This window comes from Pirellulales bacterium, from assembly GCA_019636345.1.
In the GTDB taxonomy this organism is placed as follows: Bacteria; Planctomycetota; Planctomycetia; order Pirellulales; family Lacipirellulaceae.
Genome location: JAHBXQ010000001.1, coordinates 372,640 through 397,421, shown reverse-complemented (window position 1 = coordinate 397,421; position 24,782 = coordinate 372,640). Strand labels below are relative to the sequence as shown.

Sequence of the window (24,782 nt, the reverse complement as noted above, 5' to 3'; positions counted from 1 at the left end):
GGCGGCAGCGTGCTTGGGCGGGACCTGACTTAATTTCCATTGCAATTATTTTTGGCTCCGTCGACGTCTCGCCCTAAAGCCGGCCAATGATTCGCCGTACTGTCGATCTGTAGCCCCTTTCGCGTGTTAAGGAACTGATACGCCGTGTCCACCATCACGACAAAGAAGCAGGAAAGAAACCCTCGCGTCCGTCCCGTGTCCGGCGATCCGCCGGAAAACCATGACGAGCAAGGAGCCGCGATGTCCTCGAATTTCAATGCGGCGATCGACTCGGCGAGCGAGGCCGTGTCGAACGCCTGTCGGATCGCCCGTGACACCTTCAAGGAATGGGGCGTTTCATGGCCGATCGTGTCGTGGATCGTCGTGGTCCATGTGCTGGCCTGTCTGGCGTTCGCCCCCGCGTTTTTCTCGTGGCCGGCCCTGGTCACGTGCGTGGCGCTGGCCTTCGTGACCGGCAGCTTCGGCGTCTGCATGGGGTATCACCGGCTGCTGACGCACAAGAGCTTCAGCACGTATCGGCCGGTGCGGTGGCTGCTTGCGTTTCTCGGCGGATTATCGGGCGAAGGCTCGGCGTTGACGTGGGTCGCCCAGCACCGGAAGCACCATGCGTTCAGCGATCACGACGGAGATCCCCACTCGCCGAAGCACGGCCCGTGGTGGAGCCATATGCTGTGGTTCATGCCGAATTTTGGCCGCACGTGGCGCACGGAACTGTACGAGCGTTACGCCCCCGACATGCTCAAGGACAAGGTGATCGTGGCGCTGCACTATTTGTTTCTGCCGTCGCATTTCCTGACCGCGGGGGTGCTGTGGCTGCTCGGTTATTTCGGGCCGGAATCGTGGGGCCTCGGCTCGAATTTGGCCGGGTGGGGGATGGTCGTTTGGGGGCTGGGCGTGCGGATGGTCTACGTCCTGCACGTCACCTGGTTCGTGAACTCAGCGACCCACCTGTGGGGCTATCGCAATTACGAGACGACCGACAACAGCCGCAACCTGTGGTGGGTCGGTCTGCTGGCCTTCGGGGAGGGGTGGCACAACAACCACCACGCCTACCAGCGGGTGGCCCGGCAGGGGCATCGGTGGTGGGAATTCGACATTACTTGGTGCGCCATCTGGGTCATGGAGAAGATCGGCCTCGCGTGGGACGTCGTGCGGCTCAAGGATATCCCCAAGACCATGTCCACGCAGTAGTTGCGGCGAAAGTCGCCGCCAGATTCGCCTCGGCAAGCCGGTTCGACGTCCCCGGTGCGCCTCCGTCGCGGGCATGGTCGCAAGTCGAGTTGAGATTTGCGGTTGCAGTCCGGCGCGGCGCGGGTACATTGACTGGCTTGTCGTATCGGTAATTTTCACAAGTATGTAGTAGGAGTCGTTGCAGAAGGACGGAGAAGTTCAGCCGCAAGCGTCCCCGTGGCAGCCCCCCGGTTGTTGCGTTGGCAGCGCGGTCAGGCGAAGAACACGCCCCGAAGCAGTGCGACGAAGAGACGCGCAAGGCCACAGATGTCAGTCACGAAAGAGCAGAAGAGCGCCCTGGTTCAGCAGTTCGGTCGCAACACGACGGACTCTGGTTCGCCGGAGGTGCAGATCGCGATCCTGACCAGTCGGATTGCGACGATGACCGAGCATCTGCAGTCGAACAAGAAGGACTATGCGAGCCGTCGGGGCTTGCTGGGCATGGTGAGCCGTCGCCGGCGGTTGTTGGACTACGTAAAGGCCCACAATCCCGAGTTGTATCTCGATCTGCTCCGCCGGCTCGATATTCGCAAATAGTCCTGGCAGCGCCGGCGGACAGGCCCGCAGGGCGTTTGCCTTGCCAAGCTCGGCCGCCCTTCGCCAACTTCTCGATCGTCCGCGTCACGTTCGCTCGGCCGCGCTTTCGGCGCCGAAGGCGTCCCCGCTCGGCGATGCCTCGTATAGCGGGGCCTCGTATTGCGAGCGGGTGACCTCGTTGCCGCTCGCTCGGGGTCGTCAGGCCGAATTCAGAGCGTCGCCGACGTCTCGTGCCGCTTGCTTCGAGCGGCTCACGCCGGCACGGTTCTCGGCGCGCCCCCTTCACGCAACTGACTCGCCAACCAGCAGGAACAAGACATTGAACAAAGTTCGCGTTGAACGACAAATCGGCAAGGGAATCTTCTCGATCGAGACCGGCGTGCTGGCCAAACAGGCGGCCGGAGCGTGTTTGGTGCAGTACGGCGACACGGTCGTCTTCTGCGCCGCGGCGACCGACAGACCTCGTCCCGGCATCGACTTCTTCCCGTTGACCTGCGACTACCGCGAGCGAACCGCCGCGGCGGGCAAATTCCCCGGCGGCTTTCTGAAACGCGAAGGCCGCCCCACGACCAAGGAAATCCTCACCGCCCGGCTCATGGACCGGCCGATCCGGCCCCTGTTCGCCGAGGGGTTCATCGACGAAGTGCAGATCCAGGCCTTCGTCATGTCAAGCGATCGCCAGACCGACGGCGACGTGTTGGCGATGAACGGCGCCGCCGCGGCCCTGGGCATTTCACACCTGCCGTTTATGGGCCCGCTGGCCTCGGTGCGGTTGGGCAAGATCGACGGCAAGCTCGTGCCGTTCCCCACCCATGACGAACTGGAATTCAGCACGCTCGATCTGATCGTCTCGGGCACCAAGGACGCCGTGCTGATGATCGAAGGATTCTCGCGCGAGATGCCCGAGGACGAGATGACCGAGGCGCTTTTGGAAGCGCATCGGATCGTGCGGGAACTGTGCGACCTGCAAGACGAGTTGATCGCCAAGGTCGGCGTCCCGAAGATGGAATTCCAGGCCCCGCCGAGCGACGGGCTGTACGACCTGCTCAAGAGCAAGTACGCCGGGGCGCTTAAGGATGCCAAGTCGACCGAAGGGAAGCAGGCCCGCGCCGAAGCGGTCGGCGCCCTCAAGAAGCAAGTCCTGGCCGACGTGATCCCCGACCCCGAAGCGGAGGGAGCGTTCACGCTCGCTTCCTTCGGCAAGTCGTGGCATGACCTCGAAGCGTTCGTCGTTCGCGAGTCGATTCTTGCAGGCCGCCGTCCGGACGGACGCGACCACAAGACGCTGCGGCAAATCGCCTGCGACGTCGATCTGTTCCCGCGCGTGCACGGCTCGGCGATGTTCCAGCGGGGCGAAACCCAAGCGGTCGTCACCGTCACCCTGGGAACGGGACGCGACGAGCAACGCGTCGACGGACTGGTCGAGGAATACTCGAAGCGGTTCATGCTCGACTACAATTTCCCGTCGTTCTCGGTCGGCGAAGTGCGGCCGATTCGCGGCCCCGGGCGACGCGAGATCGGGCACGGAGCCCTCGCCGAGCGGAGCCTCAACCCGGTCCTCCCGGACCACGACGACTTTCCCTACACGATCCGCGTCATCTCGGACATTTTCGAGTCGAACGGATCGAGTTCGATGGCCTCGGTCTGCGGCGGGACGTTGGGGATGATGGCGGCCGGCGTGCCGATCACCAATCCCGTCGCGGGGATCTCGACCGGCTTGGTCAAGGAAGGGGACCGCTGGGTCCTGCTGACCGACATCATCGGCGACGAGGATCACTTCGGCGACATGGACTTCAAGATCGCCGGGACGCAGAACGGCATCACCGGCATCCAACTCGACCTGAAGATCAGCGGCATCAGCGAGGAGATCATCCGCGCCACGTTGGCCCAGAGCCGCGAAGCGCGAATCGAAATCTTGCGGGCGATGCTCTCGACGATCTCGCGTCCGCGGGCCGGAGTGAGCGAGAGCGCCCCGCGGTTGGTCCGCACGCAGATCAACCCCGACAAGATCGGGTTGCTGATCGGCCCCGGCGGCAAGACGATCCGGGCGATCCAGGAAGAAGCGGGCGTGACGATCGACGTCGAGGAGGACGGCACCGTCACGATTGCCGGCTCCGACGAAGCGTCAGCCGCCGCCGGCTTGGCGCGGGTCGAGGCCCTGACCGCCAGCGTCCAGGTGGGCCGCATCTACGACGGCACGGTGACCAGCGTCAAGGACTTCGGCGCCTTCGTCGAGATCCTGCCGGGCCGCGACGGGTTGTGCCACATCAGCGAATTGTCGAACGAGTACGTCGCCAGCGTCGGCGACGTCTGCAAGGTGGGCGACAAGATGAAGGTCAAGGTGATCGCGGTCGACGAACAAGACCGCGTGAAGCTGAGCCGTCGCGCCGCCATGCAGGAAGCCGATGGCGCCGTCTCCGGCTCGCCGGCTTAATTGCCGCGAACGGACATGGAAATGAAGCGCGGCAGCGGGGTCCTCGGGGGCCCCGTTGCTTTGCGCGGAGATTGACGGCGCGCCGCCAAGTTCGCTGGGAACCGGCGGCTGTTTGTTGCTGGCGGGTCTCCTTGACTGCCGACGAACCTCTGCCGCCTCATGACCGCTCCCCCCACCTCCGCCGATGTGCAGCAGCGCCTCATTGCGCAGTACACCGAAATTGCGCAGTTAGCCGGGGCGCTTGCGCACGAGATCAAGAATCCGCTGTCGACGATCCGGCTCAACATGGAACTGTTGGCCGAGGATTTAGACGATCCGCAAACGCCGGCTCAAAGACGCGCCCTCAAGCGGATCGACGTCGTCCAGCGGGAGTGCCAGCGGCTGCAGCAACTGCTGGACGACTTTCTCAACTACGCGAAGGTGCGGCGGCTCAACCTGAAGCCGACCGACCTGAACCGCGAGATCCAGGAAGTGCTGGAGTTTTTCGCCCCCGAGGCCCAGGCCGCGGGGGTCGAGGTGTTGCGGTACTTCGATCCCGACTTGCCGACGGTGCAGCTCGATCGCGAAGGATTCCGCGGGGCGCTGCTCAACCTGCTGATCAACGCCAAGCAAGCGATGCCGCACGGGGGCCAACTCGTCGTGCGGACGACCACCGTCGCAGATCAGGCGGTGCTCCACCTCATCGACACCGGGGTGGGGATCGACGACCACACGGCGGCTCACATGTTCGAGGCGTTCTTTTCGACCAAGCCAGGTGGCTCGGGCCTGGGGCTGCCGACCGCGGGAAAGATCATCGAGGCCCACGGCGGGCGGATCCAGGTGCAAAGCGAAGTGGGCCAAGGGACGCAGTTCACGATCGAGTTGCCCGCGACGCCGCGGCTGAAATGACGATGGGACGCCCTTTCGCGAACGGCGCGAATCGACAAGGAACTTCCACCGAGAGCGAGCATGACTATCCCCGCGTGGTTGCGCAGCATTATTGGCCTACGAATAGGCATTCCCGCGCATCGAGCTTCGTGCAGCTATTGCGGCGGGTCTTACTACAAATGCGGACCGTTCGCGGAAGGTCGTCGCGAAGCGCTCATTTGCGGGCGCTGCGCCCTGGAGTGTGCGAGGCTCATCAACGAAGAGCGGCAAAGAAACCCGGTTTGGAAGTCGCCCCCCCAAGTCGGCAATCGACCAACGCCTGACGCCGAGTCCTCATGACAAGCGAGGTTGAACGAGGGGTAGTTTGCCGAAGGAACAGCTAAGAGAATCTCGAATCGGCTTTTTGGAGTAAACAGCGAGAATCGCGAGCCCCTTTTTCCCCGACAGCCAGCCCCGTATCATCGCAGCATGGCCAAGACGACCGCCGCCAAAGCTGGACCGCCGATCAAGGTGCTGGTGATCGACGACGACGAGGCGCATGCCGAGACGGTCGCCGACAGCCTGGCGTCGGTCGGGTACGACTGCACGGTGGCCGACAGCGGGACGCTGGGGCTGGCGATGCTCGAGCGGGACGCCTTCGAGGTGGTCGTCACGGATCTGCGGATGAAGGATTCGACCGGGCTTGACGTGCTGGCCAAGTCGCGCGAGGTGCTCCCCGACGCCGAGGTCATCGTCGTCACCGGGCACGGCACGGTCCAGTCGGCGGTCGAGGCGATGCAGCAGGGGGCGTTCAATTACCTGCTCAAGCCGCTCGACCTCAAGCAACTGCGGGCAGTGGTCGACAACGCGGCACGGAACCAGCACCTGCGACGGGCCAACGCGGAGCTCAATCGCCGGCTCGACGAGAAGTTCGGCTTCGAGGGGGTCGTGGGGAACAGCCCCCAGATGCACGAGGTGGTCAGCCGGCTGCAGCGGATCGCCCCGACCGACGCCACCGTGCTGATTCAGGGAGACACCGGCACGGGGAAGGAGTTGATCGCTCAGGCGATTCACCAGAACAGCCCGCGGAAGAACCGCCCGTTTGTGGCGCTCAACTGCGCCGCGCTCAGCGAGAACATCCTTGAGAGCGAGTTGTTCGGACACGTGCGGGGGGCCTTCACCGACGCCAGCGCGGACCGGATCGGCAAGTTCGAGTACGCGCACGGCGGAACCCTGTTCCTGGACGAAGTGGGAGACATGCCGCTCCCCACGCAGATCAAACTGCTGCGGGTGCTTGAAAGCCGCGAGATCACGCGCGTCGGATCCAACGAACCGATTCCCGTGAACGTGCGGATCCTCTCGGCGACCAACCGAGACCTGGAAGACGCAATCGCTGCGGGAACGTTTCGCGAGGACCTGTACCATCGTCTCAAAGTCCTGACGGTGCGATTGCCTCGGCTGGCCGAGCGGGCTGGGGACATTCCGCTGTTGATCGAGCACTTCGTCAAGATGCACGCCAGCCGGCACCATAAAGAGATCACGAGCATGAGCAACGCGGCCCGGCGACGACTGACGACGTTTCCCTGGCCAGGCAACGTGCGGCAGCTCAAGAACGCGATCGAGAGCATGGTGGTCGTCGACTACGACGGCGTTTTGGACCTGGACGACCTGCCGCCGGAACTGTCGGACGGCGACGCGCTGCCGGCGCCCCTGGAAGCGACGCCGGCCGAAGCGGCAGGCCTCGGCGAACTGGTGGGCAAGCCGCTCGCGGAAATCGAGGGGATCTTCATCGGCGAAACGCTGCTAGCGACCGGCGGCAACCGCGAAGAAGCCGCCAAACTGCTGGGCATCGGCGAACGGACGTTGTATCGGAAGATTAAGGAATTCGGTCTGAATTGAAGGAGCAAGGGAAACGTCCCTCGCGGAGTTCGTCTTCGCTTTCAGTTCGCTTCGGTTGTTGATAGTCCGTCCCTCCCCATTGCGCCTGTCTTTCTTCCCCGCTTTGCGAACATGCCCACGATTCGCCAACTCTCGTCGCTTGTGGTGAACAAAATCGCCGCCGGGGAGGTGATTGAGCGGCCTGCGAGCGTGGTCAAGGAACTCGTCGAGAATTCGCTCGACGCGGGCGCCCGGCGGATCGACGTCGTCGTCGAACAGGGAGGGACCGAGCTGATCTCGATCAACGACGACGGGTGCGGGATCGCGGCCGAGGAACTGCCGCTGGCCGTGGCGAGTCACGCCACCAGCAAGATCCGCGACGCCGACGATCTGTTCCGCGTGGCGACCTTGGGATTCCGCGGCGAGGCGCTTGCGTCGATCGCGGCGGTCAGTCGGATGACAATCCGCAGCCGCGTGGCCGAAGCGGAGTCGGCCGCGGAGTTGGAGATCGTCGGCGGGCGGGCTGAACCGATTCGCCCCGCGGCCGGACCGATTGGGACGCGGATCGAGGTGCGGCAGTTGTTCTTCAACACGCCGGTTCGGCAGAAGTTCATGCGGACCGCCCCAACCGAGTCGGGGCACATCGTCGAGGCGCTTACGCGAGCGGCGCTCGCTCACCCGCGGGTCCACTTCGCGCTCTCGCACGGGGGGCGATTGCTCCACGACTTGCCGCCGGCCGACTTGCCGCAACGGATCGCGGCCCTATTCGGCCCCGACCTGGCCGCGGCGCTGATCCCGGTCGAGAGCGTCGAGCCGGAGCTGCGTCTGCACGGGTTCGTGGCCAACCCCAGCGAGAGTCGTCCCAACAATCGCATGCAGTACCTGTTCCTTAACGGCCGGCCGATCCGCGACCGATCGCTGCAACACGCGCTGGGAGAAGCGTACCGGGGGTTGTTGCTCACGGGTCGGTACCCGGTTTGTTTTCTCCACCTGGAGATGCCCCCCGCGGCGATCGACGTCAACGTCCACCCGACGAAGCTCGAGGTGCGGTTCCAAGACGGGGGGCGGGTCTACAGTCAGTTGCTCGCCACGTTGCGCACCAAGTTCCTGTCGACCGACTTGGCGGCCCGGGGCAATCTCGCCGCGGCTGCCGGCGGAGCGGGAGTGCTGGGAGACGAAGCCGCTAACACACAGGTCAGCGAGCTGGTGGCTTGGGCCCAGCGGCAGACGACGTTCGTGGCCCCACTCGAGGAGGGGGGCGGGGCGTTCGGCGATTCGCCGATCGGGGCGCGCGACCGCGGACCGCTCGCGATGCACGCGGTCGATCCGCTGGCGACGGCGCGGACGGCGATGGGGGGCGCTAGGCCGTCAGCGACGGGCGAATCGACGGGGGCGCAGCAAGGGGGCGGCGGGGAAAACTGCATCGCTGAGCAGGAGGGCCGCGTCGACGGGGGGCACGGGGTTCCCGCACCGCAAGGGGCGACCTTGCGGGCGCTGCAAATCCACGACCGCTATCTCGTGGCCGAGACGGCCGAGGGGCTCGAGGTCATCGACCAGCACGCCCTCCACGAGCGGATCCTGTACGAGGCGCTCCGCGAGCGGGTGCTCGCCGGAGCGCTCGAGTCGCAGCGGCTGCTGGTTCCCGAGCCGGTCGACCTGCCGGCGGCCGAGGCGGCCGCGGCGCTCGAGCAGCGCGAGCTGTTGGCCCAACTGGGGATCGAAGTCGAGGGATTCGGGGGGGAAACGGTGCTCGTCTCGGCCTATCCGGCCATGCTGGCGAACCTGCCGCCGCGGGAGGTGCTCCGGAGCGTGGTGGACCAGCTTCTGACCGAAGGGAAACGTCCCGAAGTGCGGGACCTGCTGGACGAACTGTTGCACATGATCGCCTGCAAGGCGGCGGTCAAGTACGGCGATCGGCTGACCCCCGAGGAGATCGAGGCCCTGCTCGCCCAGCGGCATTTGGCCCAGGACCACCATCACTGCCCGCACGGTCGGCCGACGGCTCTGGTGTTTACCCGGGAACAGCTCGATCGGCAGTTCAAGAGGATTTGATCGCCGAGCCGCCAGAGGCGAGAATTGCAGTTTTCGCGTCCGGGGCCCTCGCCCCCAATTCCAGGCCCCCAGACCCTAGTCCCCTTCTCGCCATGATCTGCGTCGCCATCGGTCGCTCGCGTCACAAGCACATGCTCGCCGAGCACAAGCACCTTGCCGAGCAAGGGGCGAAGATGGTCGAGTTGCGGCTCGACTATCTCACGAGCAAGGTGAGCATCCGCCGCTTGCTGGCCGATCGGCCCGAGGGAACGCAGATCATCATCACCTGCCGGCGCAAAGAGGACGGGGGCAAGTGGGCTGGCTCTGAGGAGGCGCGGATGCTGATCCTCCGCGAGGCGATCGCCGAGGGAGTCGATTACGTCGATCTCGAAGAGGACGTCGCGGCGCAAATCCCGCGGTTCGGACGGACGAAGCGGATCATCAGCTACCACAACTTCCGCAAGACGCCCGACAACCTGCGCGAGTTGCACACCGAGATGGCGCGGCTCGACCCCGACATCATCAAGATTGCGACGATGGCCAACACGCCGCACGACAATCTGCGGATGCTGGAGATGATGCAGGAGAGCACCGTCCCCACGGTGGGGATGTGCATGGGGGACATGGGGACCCCGTCGCGGATTCTGGCGGGCAAGTTCGGGGCGCCGTTCACCTATGCCACGTTCCACCACGAACGAGCCTTGGCGCCGGGACAGCTCAGCTTCAAGCAGATGACCGAGATCTACCGCTACGAACGGATCGGGCACGACACGGACGTGTACGGCGTGATCGCGGATCCGGTGGGGCACTCGCTGAGCCCGCACATTCACAACGCCGAGTACGAGGAGTTGGGAATCGACGCGGTCTACTGCCCGTTCCGCGTGCCGACCGACTGTCTCGATCAGTTCATGCACGACGCGCCACGGCTGGGGATCCGGGGGCTGAGCGTGACGATCCCCCACAAAGAGGCGATCGCCAAGCACCTGACCAAGGTCGATCCGGCGGTGAAGAGCATCGCCGCGGTGAATACGGTCGTCTTCGACGGCGCCGAGCGGATCGGCTACAACACCGACTACAACGCGGCGATGGATTGCCTCGAGCACAGCCTGGGCGAGATCGGCGAACAGCCGAGCCCGCTGGCGAACAAGCGGGTGCTTGTGCTGGGCGCCGGGGGCGTGGCCCGGCCGATCGTGTTCGGCTGCCGCAAGCGCGGCGCGAGCGTGACGATCGCCTCGCGCACGATGAAGCGCAGCGAGCGGCTCGCCGAGGCGTTCGACGCCAAGGCGGTCGAGTGGGAGTCCCGCCACCGCGTCAACTGCGACGTGATCGTCAACTGCACGCCGATCGGCATGCACCCGAACGTCGACGAGTCGCCGATCGGCAAAACCTATCTCAAACCGTCGATGCTGGTGTTCGACACCGTCTACAACCCCGAGACGACGCTGCTGGTCAAGGACGCCCGCAGTCGGCCGTGCAACGTGATCACGGGGGTCGAGATGTTCGTTCGTCAGGCGCAGTTGCAGTTCTATCTGTTTACGCGCAAAGAAGGCTCGGCAGCGCGGATGCACAAGACGGTCAAGCGAGTCATCGGCCCGCTGCGCGATTGGAGCGGGGAGGATGCGGGCGAAGAGCCGAACGGGGACGGAGAGGCGTCGTAACGGGGACCATGGAAAGCAGGGACCCAGTTGGAGTTCGACGTCGAATCCTTTGGCAAACGATTCAGGACGGATTTGCGGCTGACGCTGATCGTATCTTCCTCCATGTCCTCTGTGTCCCGGTGGCAGTCCTCCGATGACCGAACCGCAACGGATTGCATTGATCGGCTACCGCGGCACGGGGAAGACGACCGTGGCGCGGCTCTTGGCGACGGCGCTTGGGTGGGATTGGATCGACACCGACGTCGAGGTCGAGTTGCGAGCCGGCAAGTCGATTGCGGCGATCTTCGCCGATGACGGCGAGGGCGCCTTTCGTGATTCGGAAGCCAAGGTCGTCGCCGAGTTGTGCGGGCGCAAGCGGGTCGTGCTCGCCCTGGGGGGCGGAGCCGTGTTGCGGAAGGACAACCAGGGGGCGATCGCGACGTGCGGAGCCGTCGTCTGGCTCCGCGCCGGCGTCGACGAGATCGAACGGCGGATTGCAGCGGATGCAACGACCGCCGGCCGCCGGCCCAATCTCACCAACTCCGGCGGTCGGCAGGAAATCGAGCGCGTCCTTGCCGCCCGGACGCCGATTTACGCGGGATGTGCTACTCTTGTGGTCGATACCGACGGCAAGGCGCCCGAAACGATCGCCGCCGAAATCGTGGCGGCGATTGGCTAGCGTTTCGGATTGAACCGCTGGGACCCCAGAGCACCAAGACACGAACCGCAACGGCGCCACGGTCGCGACGACCTGCAATTTTGGCGTTGTCCGCCGCGTTCGTCGTGGTTCGCGCGTTGTTGCCACGGACGCTGCCGGCGTCCTTGGCGGTTATTTGACGTCCTCACGATGATTCGCGCCGCGCATGATTCTATTCGCTGCCATTTCTCTGCCGGTCGTCCTCGGCGTTGCGGCCACGGCGGGGCTTCTGCTGGGCGCCGCAGTGAATTGGGCGACGTACTGGCTGTCGTGGAATCGCCGGCACGTGTCGCCGTGGTCGCCGCCGCATGCCGACGCGCCTCCGCGCCGGGCGAGCGATCGGGCGCCGCTGATCGGTTGGTTCGGATTGCGGCGGGAGCACGTGGTGCACGGACCGCGGTTCTGGGTGCGACCGCTGGTCGTCGAATTCGTGATGGCCGTCGGAACGGCGGCGCTCGCTTGGTGGGAGTTCGGCCGGCTGGGGCTCGTTCGGGGGCAGTTTGCGCATCTGGCGGGGGCATGGCCGCCGGACGGGGCATTGGCGATCGACCCCGGCGCCATCCTGCCGACCCTGGCGGCTCACGCGTTGCTCGTGGCGCTCATGGCCGCGGCGAGCCTCATCGACATCGACGAGAAGACGATCCCCGACGGGATTACGGTGTACGGGACTCTGGCGGCGCTGGTGCTGTCGGCTTGGTCGCCGTTCGCCCTGCTGCCGCAAGTCGTCGCGCGCGGCGAGGAACGAGCGGCGGTCGCGGCGCCGATCCAGTTTGAGATGCCCCACGCGGTGCGCGACACGGGCATCGACCTCGAGCCGGTCGGCAACGCGGCGCCCCACCCGCTGCCGCGCACGCGGGTCGAGTCGAGCAAGTTCGCCGATCTGGCGGTCGCCGCGGGATGTTATCTGGCGTGGTGTTTGGCGCTGACGCCGCGAATCTACCGCGGTCGTCACGGAGTCTGTCGCGGGTTGGCGATCATCGGGGCGCGGGTGCGGCGCGAGGTGGCGCGCCCCCCGCTGTTGTGGCTGTGGCTGGCGGGGTGGGGAGCGATCGTCGGCGTCTGGCTGCGCGGCGGGCCCGGCTGGGCCGGCCTCTACGCGGCGCTCGTCGGCATGCTCGGCGGCGGGGCCATGGTGTGGGGCGTGCGGCTCGTCGGCTCCTGGGCCTTGCGACGCGAAGCGATGGGCTTTGGCGACGTGACGCTGATGATGATGATCGGCGCCTTCGTCGGATGGCAGGCGTGCGTCGTCATTTTCTTCCTCGCGCCGCTCGCCGGATTGCTCGTGGGAATCAGCCAGATCCTGCTGCGTCGCGGCGACGAAATCCCTTACGGACCGTTCTTGTGCCTGGCGACGCTGGCGGTCGTCGTTCGCTGGGCCGACGTCTGGAACTTTGCGGCGCCGCTCTTCGAGTTCACTTGGCTCGTGCCGGCGGCCTTGGCCGTGTGTCTGGTCCTGCTGGGGGCGATGTTGGTGCTGTGGCGGAACATCAAGGAGGCGTTGTTCGGCGTTCCGGAGGACGAGCGATGATTCGCCGCTTGCCGCAGAAGGTCGTTGATTGGAGCCGCGACGGAGACGCGCTCCGATCCCGGCGATACGGCGTCATCGAAACCGCAGGCGGGACGGTGGTCGCGGTCTATCTGCGTCCGTGGCCCAAATTGTTCAGTTGGCCCGAGTTGGGGCTCGCCGGCTCGGAACGCCGCCCGAACGGGGCGGCCGATCGTTGCTGGCTGTACTACAACCAGCCGCGGCGGTTCTCGAACTTTCTGGCGCTGAAGTACATGGCGTCGACGCCCGGCACGTCGTACGCCACGTTCCTGGCCAGCCTGCGAGTCCTCGACGGGATCGCGGCGCTCAAGGGTTCCGACGCCCTGCTGTGCGACGCCCTCAACCGACGAATCAGCGACCGGTTGTTGGCCCGCTTGGGGTGGGAACCCCACAAACCGTCGCGCTGGCATCGCAATTATGTGAAGCGGTTTTACGGCCGGTATTCGGCGCATGCACTCTCGCTGGCGTGTCTGGCGCAAAGCGATCGGCACGTGGCGTGCTAGCATCAGCGGCGAGTCGGCCTTGATGGCATTTCGCGAGGGTGATACGGTCCCGCGCGTTCGGCGAGTCTTGCGCCGAATTTCGCGCCCTCGTTGCACTTGTCGCGTATGCTCCGGAACACGCTCTTCTTGGCCGTCGTGCTTGCCGCCGCCAGCGGTTGCGGGCGGCTTGTGTTCCAGCCGAAGAACGGCGCCCAGCAAACGGCGGCGGCGCAGCAGCAGATCGCGCAGCAAACGCAGGAGTACCAAACCCGGGCCGCGGCGCTCGATCGCGACAATCAGGAGCTTGAGTCGCTCTTGGCCCAGTCGCGACAACAGATCCAACTCCTCAACGGCGAGCTCACGGCCACGCGCGAGCAGCTTCGCACCACGACCGACCAGCTCGTTGCGATGCGAACCGACAACGAAACGCTGCGGACGCAGAGTTCGCAGTTGGTGTCGACGCAACAACAGCGAGCCGGCGCCGAGATCCGAGCGAACAATTCCCTGCTCAAGAACCTGCAGATCAAAGGACTGCCCGGAGTCGAGGTCCGGCAGGACGGCGACGTCCTGCGAGTCGAGATCCCCGGCGACAGGATTTTCATGCCGGGGAGCCCCTACCTGCAAAACGGGGCCGAGCAGCTGTTGACGACCGTCGCAGCCGACTTGCGGCGAAACTTCCCCGATCACATCATCGGGATCGAGGGGCACACCGACGACGCAGCAACTCACTCGCAACAGTTCCCGACGCATCATCACTTGTCGGCCGCTCAGGCGCTCACCGTCTCGAACCTGCTGGTGCAGCGCAGCACGATGCCCGAGGCCCAGATGTTCGTCATCGGCCACGGGGCGAATCATCCGATCGTCTCGAATGCGAGCGAAGAAGGTCGAGCCCGGAATCGGCGGATCGAATTCGTCGTCTATCCCGAACGAATCGCGCTGCGGTAAGCTTGCCGAGCTTTCTCACGCAGACGCAGATGCACAGGCAGGAGCGAAAGGCTCACTACCGGGCGGCGACCGAGCGCGTCGGATCGAGTTGCAGGCAAGCGCGAACGATCCCTGCGGCGTCGAGCCCCAAGTCGGCCAACAGTTCCTCTCGTTCGCCATGTTCGACGTAGGCGTCGGGGATGCCGAGGCGACGGACCCGACCGGCGTCGACTCCCGCGTCCGCGGCGGCTTCGAGGACCGCGCTGCCGAACCCGCCGGCCAGAGCCCCCTCTTCGACCGTCAAGACCCACGGGTGATTGCGGACGGCGGCCAGGATCGTGTCGGCATCGAGCGGCTTCACGAAACGGGCGTTGACGACCGTGACTTCCAGCCCCGCTTCGTCGCGCAGGCGCTCGGCGGCGGCGAGGCACTCGCAGAGCAGCGCCCCGCCGGCGATAAGGCAGCCGTCGGCGCCCGTGCGGAGCGTCTCGCTGCGGCCCAGCTCGATGGGCGCCGGGTCGCGGTCGACGATCGCCGCAGAGGCCTTGGGATAGCGGATCGCCACGGGACCATCGTGGGCCAGCGCAAAGCGCAGCATCTCGGGCAAGTCGGCCGCGTCGCCGGGGGCAAGCACGGCAATGTTCGGGAAGACGCGGAGGTATCCCAGATCGAACACCCCATGGTGGGTCGGTCCGTCGGGCCCCGCTAGCCCGCCGCGATCGAGCATGAACACGACCGGCAGGTTCTGCAGGGCGACTTCCTGAAAGATGTGATCGTACGACCGTTGCAGAAACGTACTGTAAATGTCGACGATCGGCCGCATGCCCCCCTTGGCTTGGCCCGCGGCGAACGCGACGGTGTGGGCCTCGCAGATGCCCGTGTCGAAGAACCGGTCCGGCAACTCATCGCGAACCTTCTCGAGCTTGTTCCCCTGACACATCGCGGCGGTGAGGACCGTGACGCGCGGGTCGGCTTGCATGGCGGCGTGGATCGCCTCGGCGGCGACATGGGTGTAGCTGCGGCCGCCCCCCGATTTGAGCGTCACCTCGTCGTCGTTCCGCTCGACGAACTGCGGCGGAGCGTGAAAGGTGACCGGGTCTTCGGCCGCAGGACGAAATCCATGCCCCTTTTCGGTCATCACGTGCAACAACAGCGGCCCGTCGATCCGCTGGGCCATCTTGAGGTACTTGCGCAACAGGCCGATGTTATGGCCGTCGATAGGTCCCGCGTAGCGGATTCCCAATTCCTCGAACATCATGCCGCCGCTGAGTCCCGCCTTGGCCGCCTCCTTGATCTGGACGAGGAAGCGTTCCGTGGGATCGCCCAAGAGAGGGACCTTGGTGAGGATTCGCTGGATTTCGCCTTTGAGCCCCGTGTACGCGGGGTTCATCCGCAGGCGATCCAGCACGTCGGCCCAACTGCCGACGCGGGGGCAGATGCTCATCCGATTGTCGTTGAGAATGATCAGCATCCGCTTCGATTGCCGACGAGCGTTGTTGAGCGCCTCGAACACGACCCCCGAGGGAAACGCCCCGTCGCCGATGACCGCGACGCTGTGGCGTCCTTCCTCGGGCCTGAGAAAGTCGTCGCCGCTGGCCAGTCCCAATGCGGTGCTGACGCTGGCCCCCGCGTGGCCGGTCATGAACAGGTCGTACTCGCTCTCGACCGGGTTGGGGTAGCCCATAAGCCCCCCCTTGCTGCGGATCGTATTGAACTCGGCGAACCGCCCGGTGAGAAGCTTGTGGGGATAAATCTGATGGCCAGTGTCCCAGATGAGCCGATCGCGGCTGAAATCGAAGGTCTGGTGGAGCGCGATCGCAAGCTCGACCACGCCCAGGTTCGAGGCGAAGTGCGCGCTGCGGCACGCGATGAGATTGCACAGGACTTCGCGAATCTCCGCGGCGAGGCGTTCCAATTGGGGCAGGGTTAGTCCGTCGAGATCGCGCGGCCCGGCGATCGTCGGCAGGATGGCCGTCATCGGCATTAGTGGATTCTCCGCCTCAATTGCTCGGCAAGTTCGACGAGCGGTCCGCCCGCTGGGCCGAAGACGACGACCGCCCCCACGGCCGCCGCGGTGAGCTCGTCGGCCTTGGTCCGGCTCGCGGCGACGCCGATCAGGGATGGGTAGGTCATCTTCCCCCGATCGCGGTCCTTGCCCAACCGTTTGCCGACTTGCTGCTCGTCGCCGGAGACGTCGAGCAGATCGTCGACGACCTGAAAGGCGAGCCCGAGATTTCGGCCGTACAGGTCAAGGGCCGCGATCTGCGGATCGCTCCCCCCCGCGGCGATCGCGCCGAGCCGGAGCGAAACGCGGAACAACGCGCCCGTCTTGCGTTCATGAATTGATTGTAGTCGCTCGACCCCCGCGTGGCGAAACTGGGCGGCCAAGTCGTCGGCCTGCCCGCCGACGAGGGCCCCGGGGCCAGCCGCTCGGGCCAGTTCCCGGCAGCAGCGGGCCGCTATCACGGGGTCGGCCAAGCCGGCGGCCAGGGTCTCGAACGCCAGGGCCTGCAGGGCGTCGCCCACGAGGATCGCGGTGGCCTCGTCGAACTGCCTGTGGCAGGTGGGCCGACCGCGGCGGAGGTCGTCGTCGTCCATCGCCGGCAGGTCGTCGTGCACCAGCGAGTAGGCGTGGATCATCTCGACGGCCACGGCCGCGGGCATCGCCGTCGCCTCGTCGCCGCCGCAAGCCGCATGGGCCATGAGGACCAGTTGCGGCCGCAGCCGCTTGCCGGGGGCGAGCAGGGCGTAACGGATCGCTTCGGCCAACTGGGGCGGACAACTGTTGTCGAATTGCGCCGCCGCGGCGAGGGCCGACTCGATCGCCTCGAGTCGCGGGGAGGCCGCTGCGGTGGTCTGAACCTGCTGAGTCATGCGGTGCGTCAATTGGCAGTCTGTTGTCAAAGGGGACAGGCACGCCCGAAAAAGCTATGTCCGGGACATGATTGGCAATGGTCGGCAAGCCAGTCCCATGTTCGACAGTCGGTTAGAACAACGTGCCTTCGTCGTCCAGGCTGCGCCGCGGCGGGCCGGCCGAACGGCGCTGGCTGCGGGCAGCGGCTTTGTCGGCGAGATCCCCGGCGGATTGTTCGTCGAAGCTCGTCGATGCGATCCGACCCTGCGGGTCGATGTGCGACACGAGCTCGATCCGGCGCTCGGCGTCTGCGAGTTGCCGGTAACAGGTCTGCAGCCGACGGACTCCCAACTCGTACTGGGCAAGCGCGGCTTCGAGGCCGAGCTGCCCCCCCTCGAGCCGCGCGACGATCTGATCGAGTTCGGCAAGCGCATGCTCGAACGACGGCTCGTCGGCCTTGGCGGCGGGGGACTTCGCTTTGACTTTCTTCTTGGCCACGGCGAGGAGACGGCTTGCTTCTCTTGGATGTACGAGACTCAGGATACGGAACTTGGCATGCCGTCGGAGCTACGGGCTGCGCAGCGACGTCGACTCGACCGTGCTGATCGCGACGCCGTCGGCAAGCGTCGTCGTCAATCGGTCGCCAGGAGCGAGTTGGTTGACGGACGTCGTCAGCCGGCCCTCGCGGCTGGTTAGGCTATACCCGCGACCGAGGACCGCCAAGGGGCTGAGGGCGTCAAGCTTGCCGGCCGTCGCGGCGAGTCGGGCCTGATGAGCGCGAACCGAGGCGCCAGTTGCCGCATGAAGCCGTTGGGCCCAGTCGTCGACCCGGCAGGCGAGGTTGCGGATCGCGTCTCCGGGCCGGGCCAGAGCGGGGCGGGACGCCAGCGCGTCGAGCCGCTGCCTCAGTTGTGCACTCCGCCCGGCAACGGCCCGCTGCAACCGACCCTGCAGACTGGCGACCAACTCGGCCATCTCCTGCGCCGCGGGAACGACCCGTTCGGCCGCTTCGCTGGGGGTGAGAGCCCGCACGTCGGCCGCGAGATCGGCCAGCGTCACGTCGATCTCGTGGCCGATGGCCGAGATCGTGGGGATCGGCGAGGCGGCGATCGCGCGGACGACCGATTCCTCGTTGAAGCACCACAGGTCCTCGAGGCTCCCCCCGCCGCGCGTCACGATCAACACGTCGGGGGCGGGCCGCATCCGGGCCCCGTCGCGGATCGCGGCGACGATTTCCTGAGCGGCTCCGTCGCCCTGGACACGAGTCGGGAGGATGAACACCTCGACCCCGCGCCACCGGCGACGCAGCACCTCGAGAAAGTCGCGCACCGCGGCGCCGGTCGGGCTTGTGACCACCGCGATGCGCCGCGGCATCCGGGGCAGGGGGCGTTTGCGTTCGGGAGCGAAGAGCCCCTCCGCGGCCAGCTTGTCGCGCAGCTTGCGGAGCGCCGCTTCGAGGGCGCCCTCGCCCTGCAGACACAGTTCGTCGACGACGAGCTGGTAACTCCCCCGCGGCGGGTACAGATCGAGCCGCCCACGGCAGACGACCTCCAGCCCGTCGCGCAAATCGACTCGCAACCGAGACGCCGTGCCGCGCCAAATGACGGCTCGCAACTGGGCCGCGTCGTCCTTGAGCGTCAGATAGCAATGCCCGGATTGCGGACGCGAGAAGTTCGAGATCTCGCCCGCAACCCGCACATCGTCGAAGCTGGATTCCAGGAGCGACTTGATCTGGGCAGTCAACTGCGAGACCGACGGCGCCGATTCGGCGGCAGGACGAGTTTCGGTCGGGCGAGACATGAGCGAGACTTGCGGCAAGTGCGTCCGTGCGTGACGCCCGCATTCTAAGCGAACTGCCGGGGGACTTTATAGGCCGAGCCCGGCGAGTTCGCCTTCCGGCGAGGCGGGGCCATGGCCCGCACCTCGCCAAGACGGCAACCGCCGCGGCATCGCAAGATTAACGCCGAAGACGCTACCCGGCGATCTTGTCTTCGGCGGCGCCGCTCTCTTCGGGATTCTCGCCTGGGTCGTCATCCAGGGGCGCCGCGTAGAGCCGCGGGCGGTCGTCGAGGCGGCGAACGCTTCCCGGGGCGTCGAGCAGCAGCCCTTGTCGCCGGGCGGGGATGGAGCCGGCGACGTCGCCGCCGTTGTCGGCCCAGGCTTCGGCATGAGTCGTCAGGTCGTTCAGCAGTCGTTCGACCTGCTGGCGGCGCAACTCCAATTGGGCGCGGTCGAGCCCCGGGGCGATCCAAATCTCGGGGCCGACCATGGCTCGTGCGCGGGTAAAAGGGCGCGGCACGGCAAAGCGATCCCAACTGCGGGCCCGCCAGGGACGCTCGAGGCCGAACCCCAGCGGGACGATCGGCAATTGCAGCCGCGATGCGAGGAAGATCGCCCCTTGGGCCAGCGTGCGCCGCGGGCCGCGGGGACCGTCGGGAGTGATCGCAATGTGCATCTGCCGGCCTCGACGGGCCAGCTCCATGAGCGCCGAGGTCGCCCCGTTGTACGTCGACCCGCGGACGCAGTGGAAACCCATGTGAGACGCCACGCGGGCCAGTACGTCGGCGTCGCGATGCTTGCTCAGCAGCATCGAAAGGTTCGTGTTGCCGCGCAAATACAGCGGCAGCAGGAGATACTCGTGCCACAGGACGTAAATCCGCGAGCGCTCGGCCGGATGGATCAAATCGACGGCGGGGTCGAAGAAATGCCCGCGGTAGTCAAGCGTGCTCATCCACGAACGGATCGCCGTGGCGGCGGCGAACCCGGCGAAGCGGTTGACCAACGTTGTTTCACGCGACATGCCGGACGTCCTTGTCGGCTTGGGAGGGGCTGGGCGCGATGCCCGAGGATCGGGAGGTTGAAAGCGGAGGGCGTTGCACGAAACTCGAATCGCGAAGTTCGATACGGCCGCGATCGTCGATCGCCTTGGTTCTCGTCTCGGTCGTTCGGTATCGAAATCGTTTCGAATTTCGAGCTTGAGGTCTCACCGTTCCGGCCATTCGCCATTGAACACTTCCGCCGCGGGGCCGGTCATGAACACGTGGTTGTCGGTTTCGTTCCAATGGAGTTCCAACTCGCCGCCGCGGAGTTCGACGTGCAGCCGTCGTTCGGTGCGGCCGGTGAGCACGCCGGCGACGCAGACGGCGCAGGCGCCGCTGCCGCAGGCCAGGGTCTCGCCCGAGCCGCGCTCCCAGGTGCGTTGCCGGACGCGATCGCGCCCGAGGACCTGGACGAACTCGACGTTGACTCGCCGCGGAAACTCAGGGGCGCGCTCGACGAGCGGCCCGTATCCCAACACGAGGTCGTCGGACAACTCCTCGGCGTAGATCACGCAATGGGGATTGCCCATCGAAACGCTCGTCGCCGAAAAGGTACGATCGCCGACGGCCAGCGGGACCGCGATCGGCGGATCGCCGGACAGCGTCGTGGGGACGTCGCGAGCCGTGAGGATCGGCTCGCCCATGTCGACGCGGACCCGCTCGACCCGCCCGGCGGCCGTTTCGACCTCAAGGGCGAAGGTGCGCCCCCCCGAAGCGATGCGAAGCACGTCGCGCCGAGCGATGCCATGGTCGTACACGTACTTGGCGACGCAGCGGATGCCGTTGCCGCACATCTCCGAGTAGGAACCGTCGGCGTTGTACATGCGCATCTCGGCGTCGGCCTCGCCGGCGGCGAGATCAACGGGGCAGATCAGGATCAACCCGTCCCCTCCCACGCCAAAGTGCCGATCGGAGATCGCCCGCGCCAGCGCAGCCGGGTCAGGCGGCGTCGGTTGCGAAAAGCAATCAACGTAGACGTAATCGTTGCCGGCGCCGTGCATTTTGGTGAATTTCATTGCGGCGATTGTAGTGCAGAGGCCCGCGAGGAGGAACGGCTGCGGGCAAATGCTCCGCGTCCGCTGCAACTCGGTTCTCGTGCTTTGACGCAGCCCAAAATACTCGAGCTGTCAAAGCACGAGATTTCGGGGTTGGCGAGATTCCGCTCAGCCCATCAAGTCGAGCGAGTTGCCGCTGGTCCCGGTGGGGTCTTTGGCTCGGTGACGGAGGGCCTCCTCCTCGGCTTCTTGCTGCTGCTTGCGGCGCTTCTCTTCCCACAGCCGGCGACCGTCGGCGTCGCGGTCGCTGGTTTCGGCGTCCTCCTGCGTCTGGCCGATGCCGGCGGCCTTTTCGCTGCGGTCCTGGCCGTCGGTCTGCCGCAACTGATCGGCGGCGTCACGGCCTGACCGTTCCGTCTCCGACCCCTTGGTCTGCGACAAAGGCGCCCCGGCGGCGCTGCCGGCAATGCCTGCGGCGGGTCCGACGTTCATGGGAGCATCCTGGGGAAGGGGGATTGGTGAGTGAAGTGCTGGGCGGCGATTGGTTGGCGGTTCCTTGCGACTCTCGACTCAAATCTCACGTGTTCCTGGCTACTGCGGGGGCATCGGTTGGGGGCGGGTCGCTTGCAGGGGGGGGGATTGTTCGCCGCGGAGGGTCGTGCCGATCTGTTGCACCATCTGGCTCAGGCCCGGAAGGGCCTCAGTCGTCACCACCGGATTCGAGAACGTCCCCGCGACGTTCATCTGCATGATCTGCTGACTCGCTTGGCCGACGAACTGCTTCACGAGCGGCAGGTGAAAATCGTGACGCCCGACCACGCCGTGAAACTTGAGATTCAGTTTCTGGTCGAACCCGGTGTAGCCGACGCCGTACAGGTTGACCACGTCTCCCAGGAAATCGAGCTGGTCGAGGTAGATCGTCTGGTTTTCGAGCTTGAACCGGATGTCGCTTTGGTTGAACGCGGTCGAGTCGCGGCCCCCTGTACGGACGCGTTGCAGGAGCGACGCCAACAGCGGGAGTTCGTAGAGTTGGGCTTCGCGAATGTGAATGTTTCCCTCGCCCCCAAGGGCGTGCTCGCTTCGCCCAGCGCCGCGCAACAGCACGTTGCCGTCGAGCTTGCCGCGGAACTCGCGGCTGCCGCCGAACCGCTCGGCGACGAGCCGTTCCAGACTGACGCCGCTAAAGTCGATCTCCGTGAAGTACTGCGGCACGGGCCCGTCGTATCGGACCTGGGCGTCGAGCGCGAGGCTGCCGTCGAACATATTGGCGGTCAGTCTGCGAGGGCCCTGCCGCTTCTGCAGGTCGATCGCGTGCCTCCCGAGCAGACACTGCTGCTCGTCGACCCAGATCGGCGACCGAACATTGGTGAACATGACGTCCTGGAACACGACCGAGTCGAGATTCAGCTCTCCGGCTGACACGGCGCGCAACCCGTCGTGACGGCCTTCGAGCCGCACCATGCCGAAGATGTTCGTCAGGTCGACGCCGCACTGGAGAGTGGCCTCGTGACATTCGAGCTGGACGTCCCACTGCGTTTCGAGCGGAGCCAGCGGCGAAGCGGGTTTGTTGAACGCGAGCATTCCGTCGTGAATGCCGAAGCTGCCGCGGGGACGAAGCTGCTCGAGCAACCGGCTAAGCTGCCGGGGCAAGGCCACGAGCAGATCTTGCCGCAGCACGACTCGATCGGCGGTGAGGCCGGTAAGGGTCATGTGCCAACCGCCGTCGGGACCGAAGAAACCGCGTCCGTCGGCGGACATGGAGGTGCGGTCGTGCACCGCGCGAACCCCGGCGAGCGTCACCTCGCCGTCGTGGTAGGTGATTGCCCCGCTGACCCGCTCCATGAGGTAATCGAAAAACGTGGGACGCAGCAGGGTCGTCTCGGGGCGCGGGTAGATCGTCGCCCGCACGCTGGGATTCGCCAGATCGGTGCGATAATAGACGTCGGCCACCAGATCGACGTGACCGCGGGGACGCAATTCGGTCCACGCCTGCTGGACCGCTTTGGGGAGGGCGTCGTAGAGATCGTCGTCAAGCGGCGCCTGCTCCGCGGTGAACTGCAACACCAGCTCGGCGCCGCTCGGAACGGGATCGAGGCGCCCCTGGCCGCGAACCGTGCGCCGCTCGGCGGAGACGAGGTTGGTGAATCGCCAGTGATCGTTCTGAGCAGTGATCAACCCGCTCACGTGCCCCAGCGGGTACTTGAACCGGTCGTAGAGGACCGCGACGTCGACCAATTCCAGGCGCAGCGCCGTATCCGGCTTGTCCTGTCCCAGGGCGCGACGTTCGAGAGTCCACTCAAAATGGAACCGCCCCTGCGGATGGAGCGACCCGATGACTTCGCGCGGCTTATCGGGCAGCGCGTCGATCATCGCGGTCTCGATGCCGACGTCGCGGCCCGAAATGGTCACCCGGCCGATGGCGCCGGGGCGAGGGTCGATCACCTCGCCCACGATCCGCAGCGGCTGTCCGCCCCCGTGGCCGATCATGTCGATCGCCAGCCGCGCGGGTTGCTCGGCATCGGCGGGAGTGAACTTGAGCGTGCCGCTGCCGTTGCGCAGCCGATAGCGGAACTTGTCGGAACTAAACGCGAGTTGTTCGCCGCGGAGATGGGCCGACTCGGGTCGCCACTGCGCGCCGTCGAACCGGGCTTGGAGTTCGCCATGAACAAGCCCGGTCGGTTGGAACTGATCCCATTGGTCCTGCAAAAACGGCGGGAGCACGCGGTACAGCTCCGCGTCGAGCGGCATCCCCGCCACGCGACCGGCCATCGCGATCGGCGCCGCGACGTGCCAACCTTGGCGAACCAGTGAGAGCGAGACGTCGCTGGGGCCGCACTTCGCCTTGAAGTCCTCGATCCGCAAGCGAGCGGCGTCGGCGGTCAGTCGGGCCGTGGCCTCGGTGAGCGGGCGCGGCAGGCGCGGGTCGGAGATCCGCCCCGCGGTCCAGTGCAGGTCGGCCGCGACGACCGCCTCGCGCCAGCGCTCGGCGACGAGCGAGACCGAGACCGTGCCGCTCAGCTCGCCGCGAACCTTGGCCCCGCGGGTCGCGGGGCTCATGCGGGGTTGCAACCACGCAATGAGCGTCTCGTTGACGTGAACGCCGCCGACCTTCGCCGTGGCGCCGAGCTCATGCGCCAGCGGAAACAACGTGGCGCGGAATTCGACTCGATCGACCAGCGGCCCGCCGGCCGTGCCGTCGATCCGCACGGCGACGCCCCGCTGCGGATCTTCGGCGGTCGGGTCGACCGCGGCCGTGGCGTTGAGGTCGCGAATCACCAGCGGCTCGGCGCCCGGGTTGGCTTCGTCGCTCACCGACAGCCAACCGTCGCGCACGACGATCGGCGGCAGCGAGTTTTTGTAGGGAGGCAACGGGAACAGCGTGGCGATGTTCCATGTGCCGGTTGAACTGCGCGACAGCCATGCTTGCGGATGCTTCACCTCGATCCGCTTCACGTCGAGGTTGCCCTGTACGAGCTGCGTCACCTTGGGATTGCACGCCAACAGCAGTTCGTCGACGTGCAATAGGCGGCGTTCGTCGCGCGCAGCTCCGGGGAGCGAAAACTCGATGTCGTAAACCGCGATGCCTCGCTCGGCGATGAGCCGCGCACCGCCGACGCTCACCTTGAGCTGCGGGAAGCGCTCGGCGAGGACCGACTCGACGTGCTGCCGAATCTCGTCTGCCATGTGCGCGTACAGATACGCTCCGCCGCCAACCGCCGCGAGGAGTGCGACGACCAGGACGATCTTGAACACGGACCAGCAGGAGTCGATCAGCCGCGCGAGGATGATTCGGACCTGGGATAGACGCGAGGGAATCGGAGGCGTACAACCGCCGCCGGCGCGCACCGTGAGCGCAAACCGGGCGGGGGATG

Annotated in this window: 19 protein-coding genes; 11 read left to right on the top strand and 8 right to left on the bottom strand. The window is 66.2% G+C overall.

Features of this window, described 5'->3' with window-relative positions; all coding sequences use genetic code 11:
• Nucleotides 1–144: 144 nt before the first annotated feature.
• From KF688_01450 to KF688_01400, 11 genes are all read left to right on the top strand, one after another.
• Nucleotides 145–1,191 carry a fatty acid desaturase gene (locus tag KF688_01450; protein MBX3424320.1) on the top strand — a complete coding sequence of 349 codons (1,047 nt, stop codon included), beginning with the start codon at nt 145–147 and terminating at the stop codon, nt 1,189–1,191.
• A 306-nt stretch (nt 1,192–1,497) separates the two neighbouring features.
• Nucleotides 1,498–1,767 carry a 30S ribosomal protein S15 gene (gene rpsO, locus KF688_01445; protein MBX3424319.1) on the top strand — a complete coding sequence of 90 codons (270 nt, stop codon included), beginning with the start codon at nt 1,498–1,500 and terminating at the stop codon, nt 1,765–1,767.
• Nucleotides 1,768–2,086: 319 nt separating this feature from the next.
• Nucleotides 2,087–4,201, top strand: a complete 2,115-nt coding sequence (pnp, locus tag KF688_01440) for a polyribonucleotide nucleotidyltransferase (GenBank protein ID MBX3424318.1) — start codon at nt 2,087–2,089, stop codon at nt 4,199–4,201.
• 159 nt (nt 4,202–4,360) lie between these two features.
• On the top strand, nt 4,361–5,089 hold the full coding sequence (locus tag KF688_01435; GenBank protein ID MBX3424317.1) for a sensor histidine kinase: 729 nt from the start codon (nt 4,361–4,363) through the stop codon (nt 5,087–5,089).
• A gap of 447 nt (nt 5,090–5,536) precedes the next feature.
• Nucleotides 5,537–6,946, top strand: coding sequence for a sigma-54-dependent Fis family transcriptional regulator (locus KF688_01430; protein MBX3424316.1), 1,410 nt, complete (start codon nt 5,537–5,539; stop codon nt 6,944–6,946).
• 111 nt (nt 6,947–7,057) lie between these two features.
• A complete protein-coding gene (gene mutL, locus KF688_01425; GenBank protein MBX3424315.1) occupies nt 7,058–8,977 on the top strand; it encodes a DNA mismatch repair endonuclease MutL in 1,920 nt (639 codons plus the stop codon).
• A gap of 92 nt (nt 8,978–9,069) precedes the next feature.
• A complete protein-coding gene (gene aroE / locus KF688_01420) occupies nt 9,070–10,614 on the top strand; it encodes a shikimate dehydrogenase (GenBank protein ID MBX3424314.1) in 1,545 nt (514 codons plus the stop codon).
• Between the two features lie 133 nt (nt 10,615–10,747).
• The gene (locus KF688_01415) at nt 10,748–11,272 is read left to right on the top strand and encodes a shikimate kinase (GenBank protein MBX3424313.1); all 525 of its coding nucleotides are present in this window, start codon (nt 10,748–10,750) and stop codon (nt 11,270–11,272) included.
• Nucleotides 11,273–11,456: 184 nt separating this feature from the next.
• The gene (locus KF688_01410) at nt 11,457–12,818 is read left to right on the top strand and encodes a prepilin peptidase (GenBank protein MBX3424312.1); all 1,362 of its coding nucleotides are present in this window, start codon (nt 11,457–11,459) and stop codon (nt 12,816–12,818) included.
• Complete coding sequence (locus KF688_01405) at nt 12,815–13,339, top strand: hypothetical protein (protein ID MBX3424311.1); 525 nt, start codon at nt 12,815–12,817, stop codon at nt 13,337–13,339. Before KF688_01410 ends, KF688_01405 begins: the two co-directional genes overlap by 4 nt.
• A 105-nt stretch (nt 13,340–13,444) precedes the next feature.
• A complete protein-coding gene (locus KF688_01400; GenBank protein ID MBX3424310.1) occupies nt 13,445–14,263 on the top strand; it encodes an OmpA family protein in 819 nt (272 codons plus the stop codon).
• 55 nt (nt 14,264–14,318) lie between these two features.
• Here the strand turns inward: KF688_01400 and dxs are convergent, their stop codons facing one another.
• The 8 genes from dxs to KF688_01360 all read right to left on the bottom strand — a co-directional run bounded on the left by dxs (nt 14,319) and on the right by KF688_01360 (nt 24,663).
• On the bottom strand, nt 14,319–16,220 hold the full coding sequence (gene dxs, locus KF688_01395; GenBank protein ID MBX3424309.1) for a 1-deoxy-D-xylulose-5-phosphate synthase: 1,902 nt from the start codon (nt 16,218–16,220) through the stop codon (nt 14,319–14,321).
• A 5-nt stretch (nt 16,221–16,225) separates the two neighbouring features.
• Complete coding sequence (locus KF688_01390) at nt 16,226–17,116, bottom strand: polyprenyl synthetase family protein (GenBank protein ID MBX3424308.1); 891 nt, start codon at nt 17,114–17,116, stop codon at nt 16,226–16,228.
• Between the two features lie 112 nt (nt 17,117–17,228).
• Nucleotides 17,229–17,594 (bottom strand): exodeoxyribonuclease VII small subunit, encoded by a 366-nt coding sequence (xseB, locus tag KF688_01385; GenBank protein ID MBX3424307.1) that lies wholly within the window; start codon nt 17,592–17,594, stop codon nt 17,229–17,231.
• A 69-nt stretch (nt 17,595–17,663) separates the two neighbouring features.
• On the bottom strand, nt 17,664–18,896 hold the full coding sequence (gene xseA / locus KF688_01380; GenBank protein MBX3424306.1) for an exodeoxyribonuclease VII large subunit: 1,233 nt from the start codon (nt 18,894–18,896) through the stop codon (nt 17,664–17,666).
• A 172-nt stretch (nt 18,897–19,068) separates the two neighbouring features.
• Nucleotides 19,069–19,896 carry a lysophospholipid acyltransferase family protein gene (locus KF688_01375; GenBank protein MBX3424305.1) on the bottom strand — a complete coding sequence of 276 codons (828 nt, stop codon included), beginning with the start codon at nt 19,894–19,896 and terminating at the stop codon, nt 19,069–19,071.
• A 183-nt stretch (nt 19,897–20,079) separates the two neighbouring features.
• Nucleotides 20,080–20,931, bottom strand: coding sequence for a diaminopimelate epimerase (locus KF688_01370; protein ID MBX3424304.1), 852 nt, complete (start codon nt 20,929–20,931; stop codon nt 20,080–20,082).
• A 147-nt stretch (nt 20,932–21,078) separates the two neighbouring features.
• The gene (locus tag KF688_01365; GenBank protein MBX3424303.1) at nt 21,079–21,402 is read right to left on the bottom strand and encodes a hypothetical protein; all 324 of its coding nucleotides are present in this window, start codon (nt 21,400–21,402) and stop codon (nt 21,079–21,081) included.
• 99 nt (nt 21,403–21,501) lie between these two features.
• Complete coding sequence (locus KF688_01360; protein ID MBX3424302.1) at nt 21,502–24,663, bottom strand: hypothetical protein; 3,162 nt, start codon at nt 24,661–24,663, stop codon at nt 21,502–21,504.
• Nucleotides 24,664–24,782 lie beyond the last annotated feature (119 nt).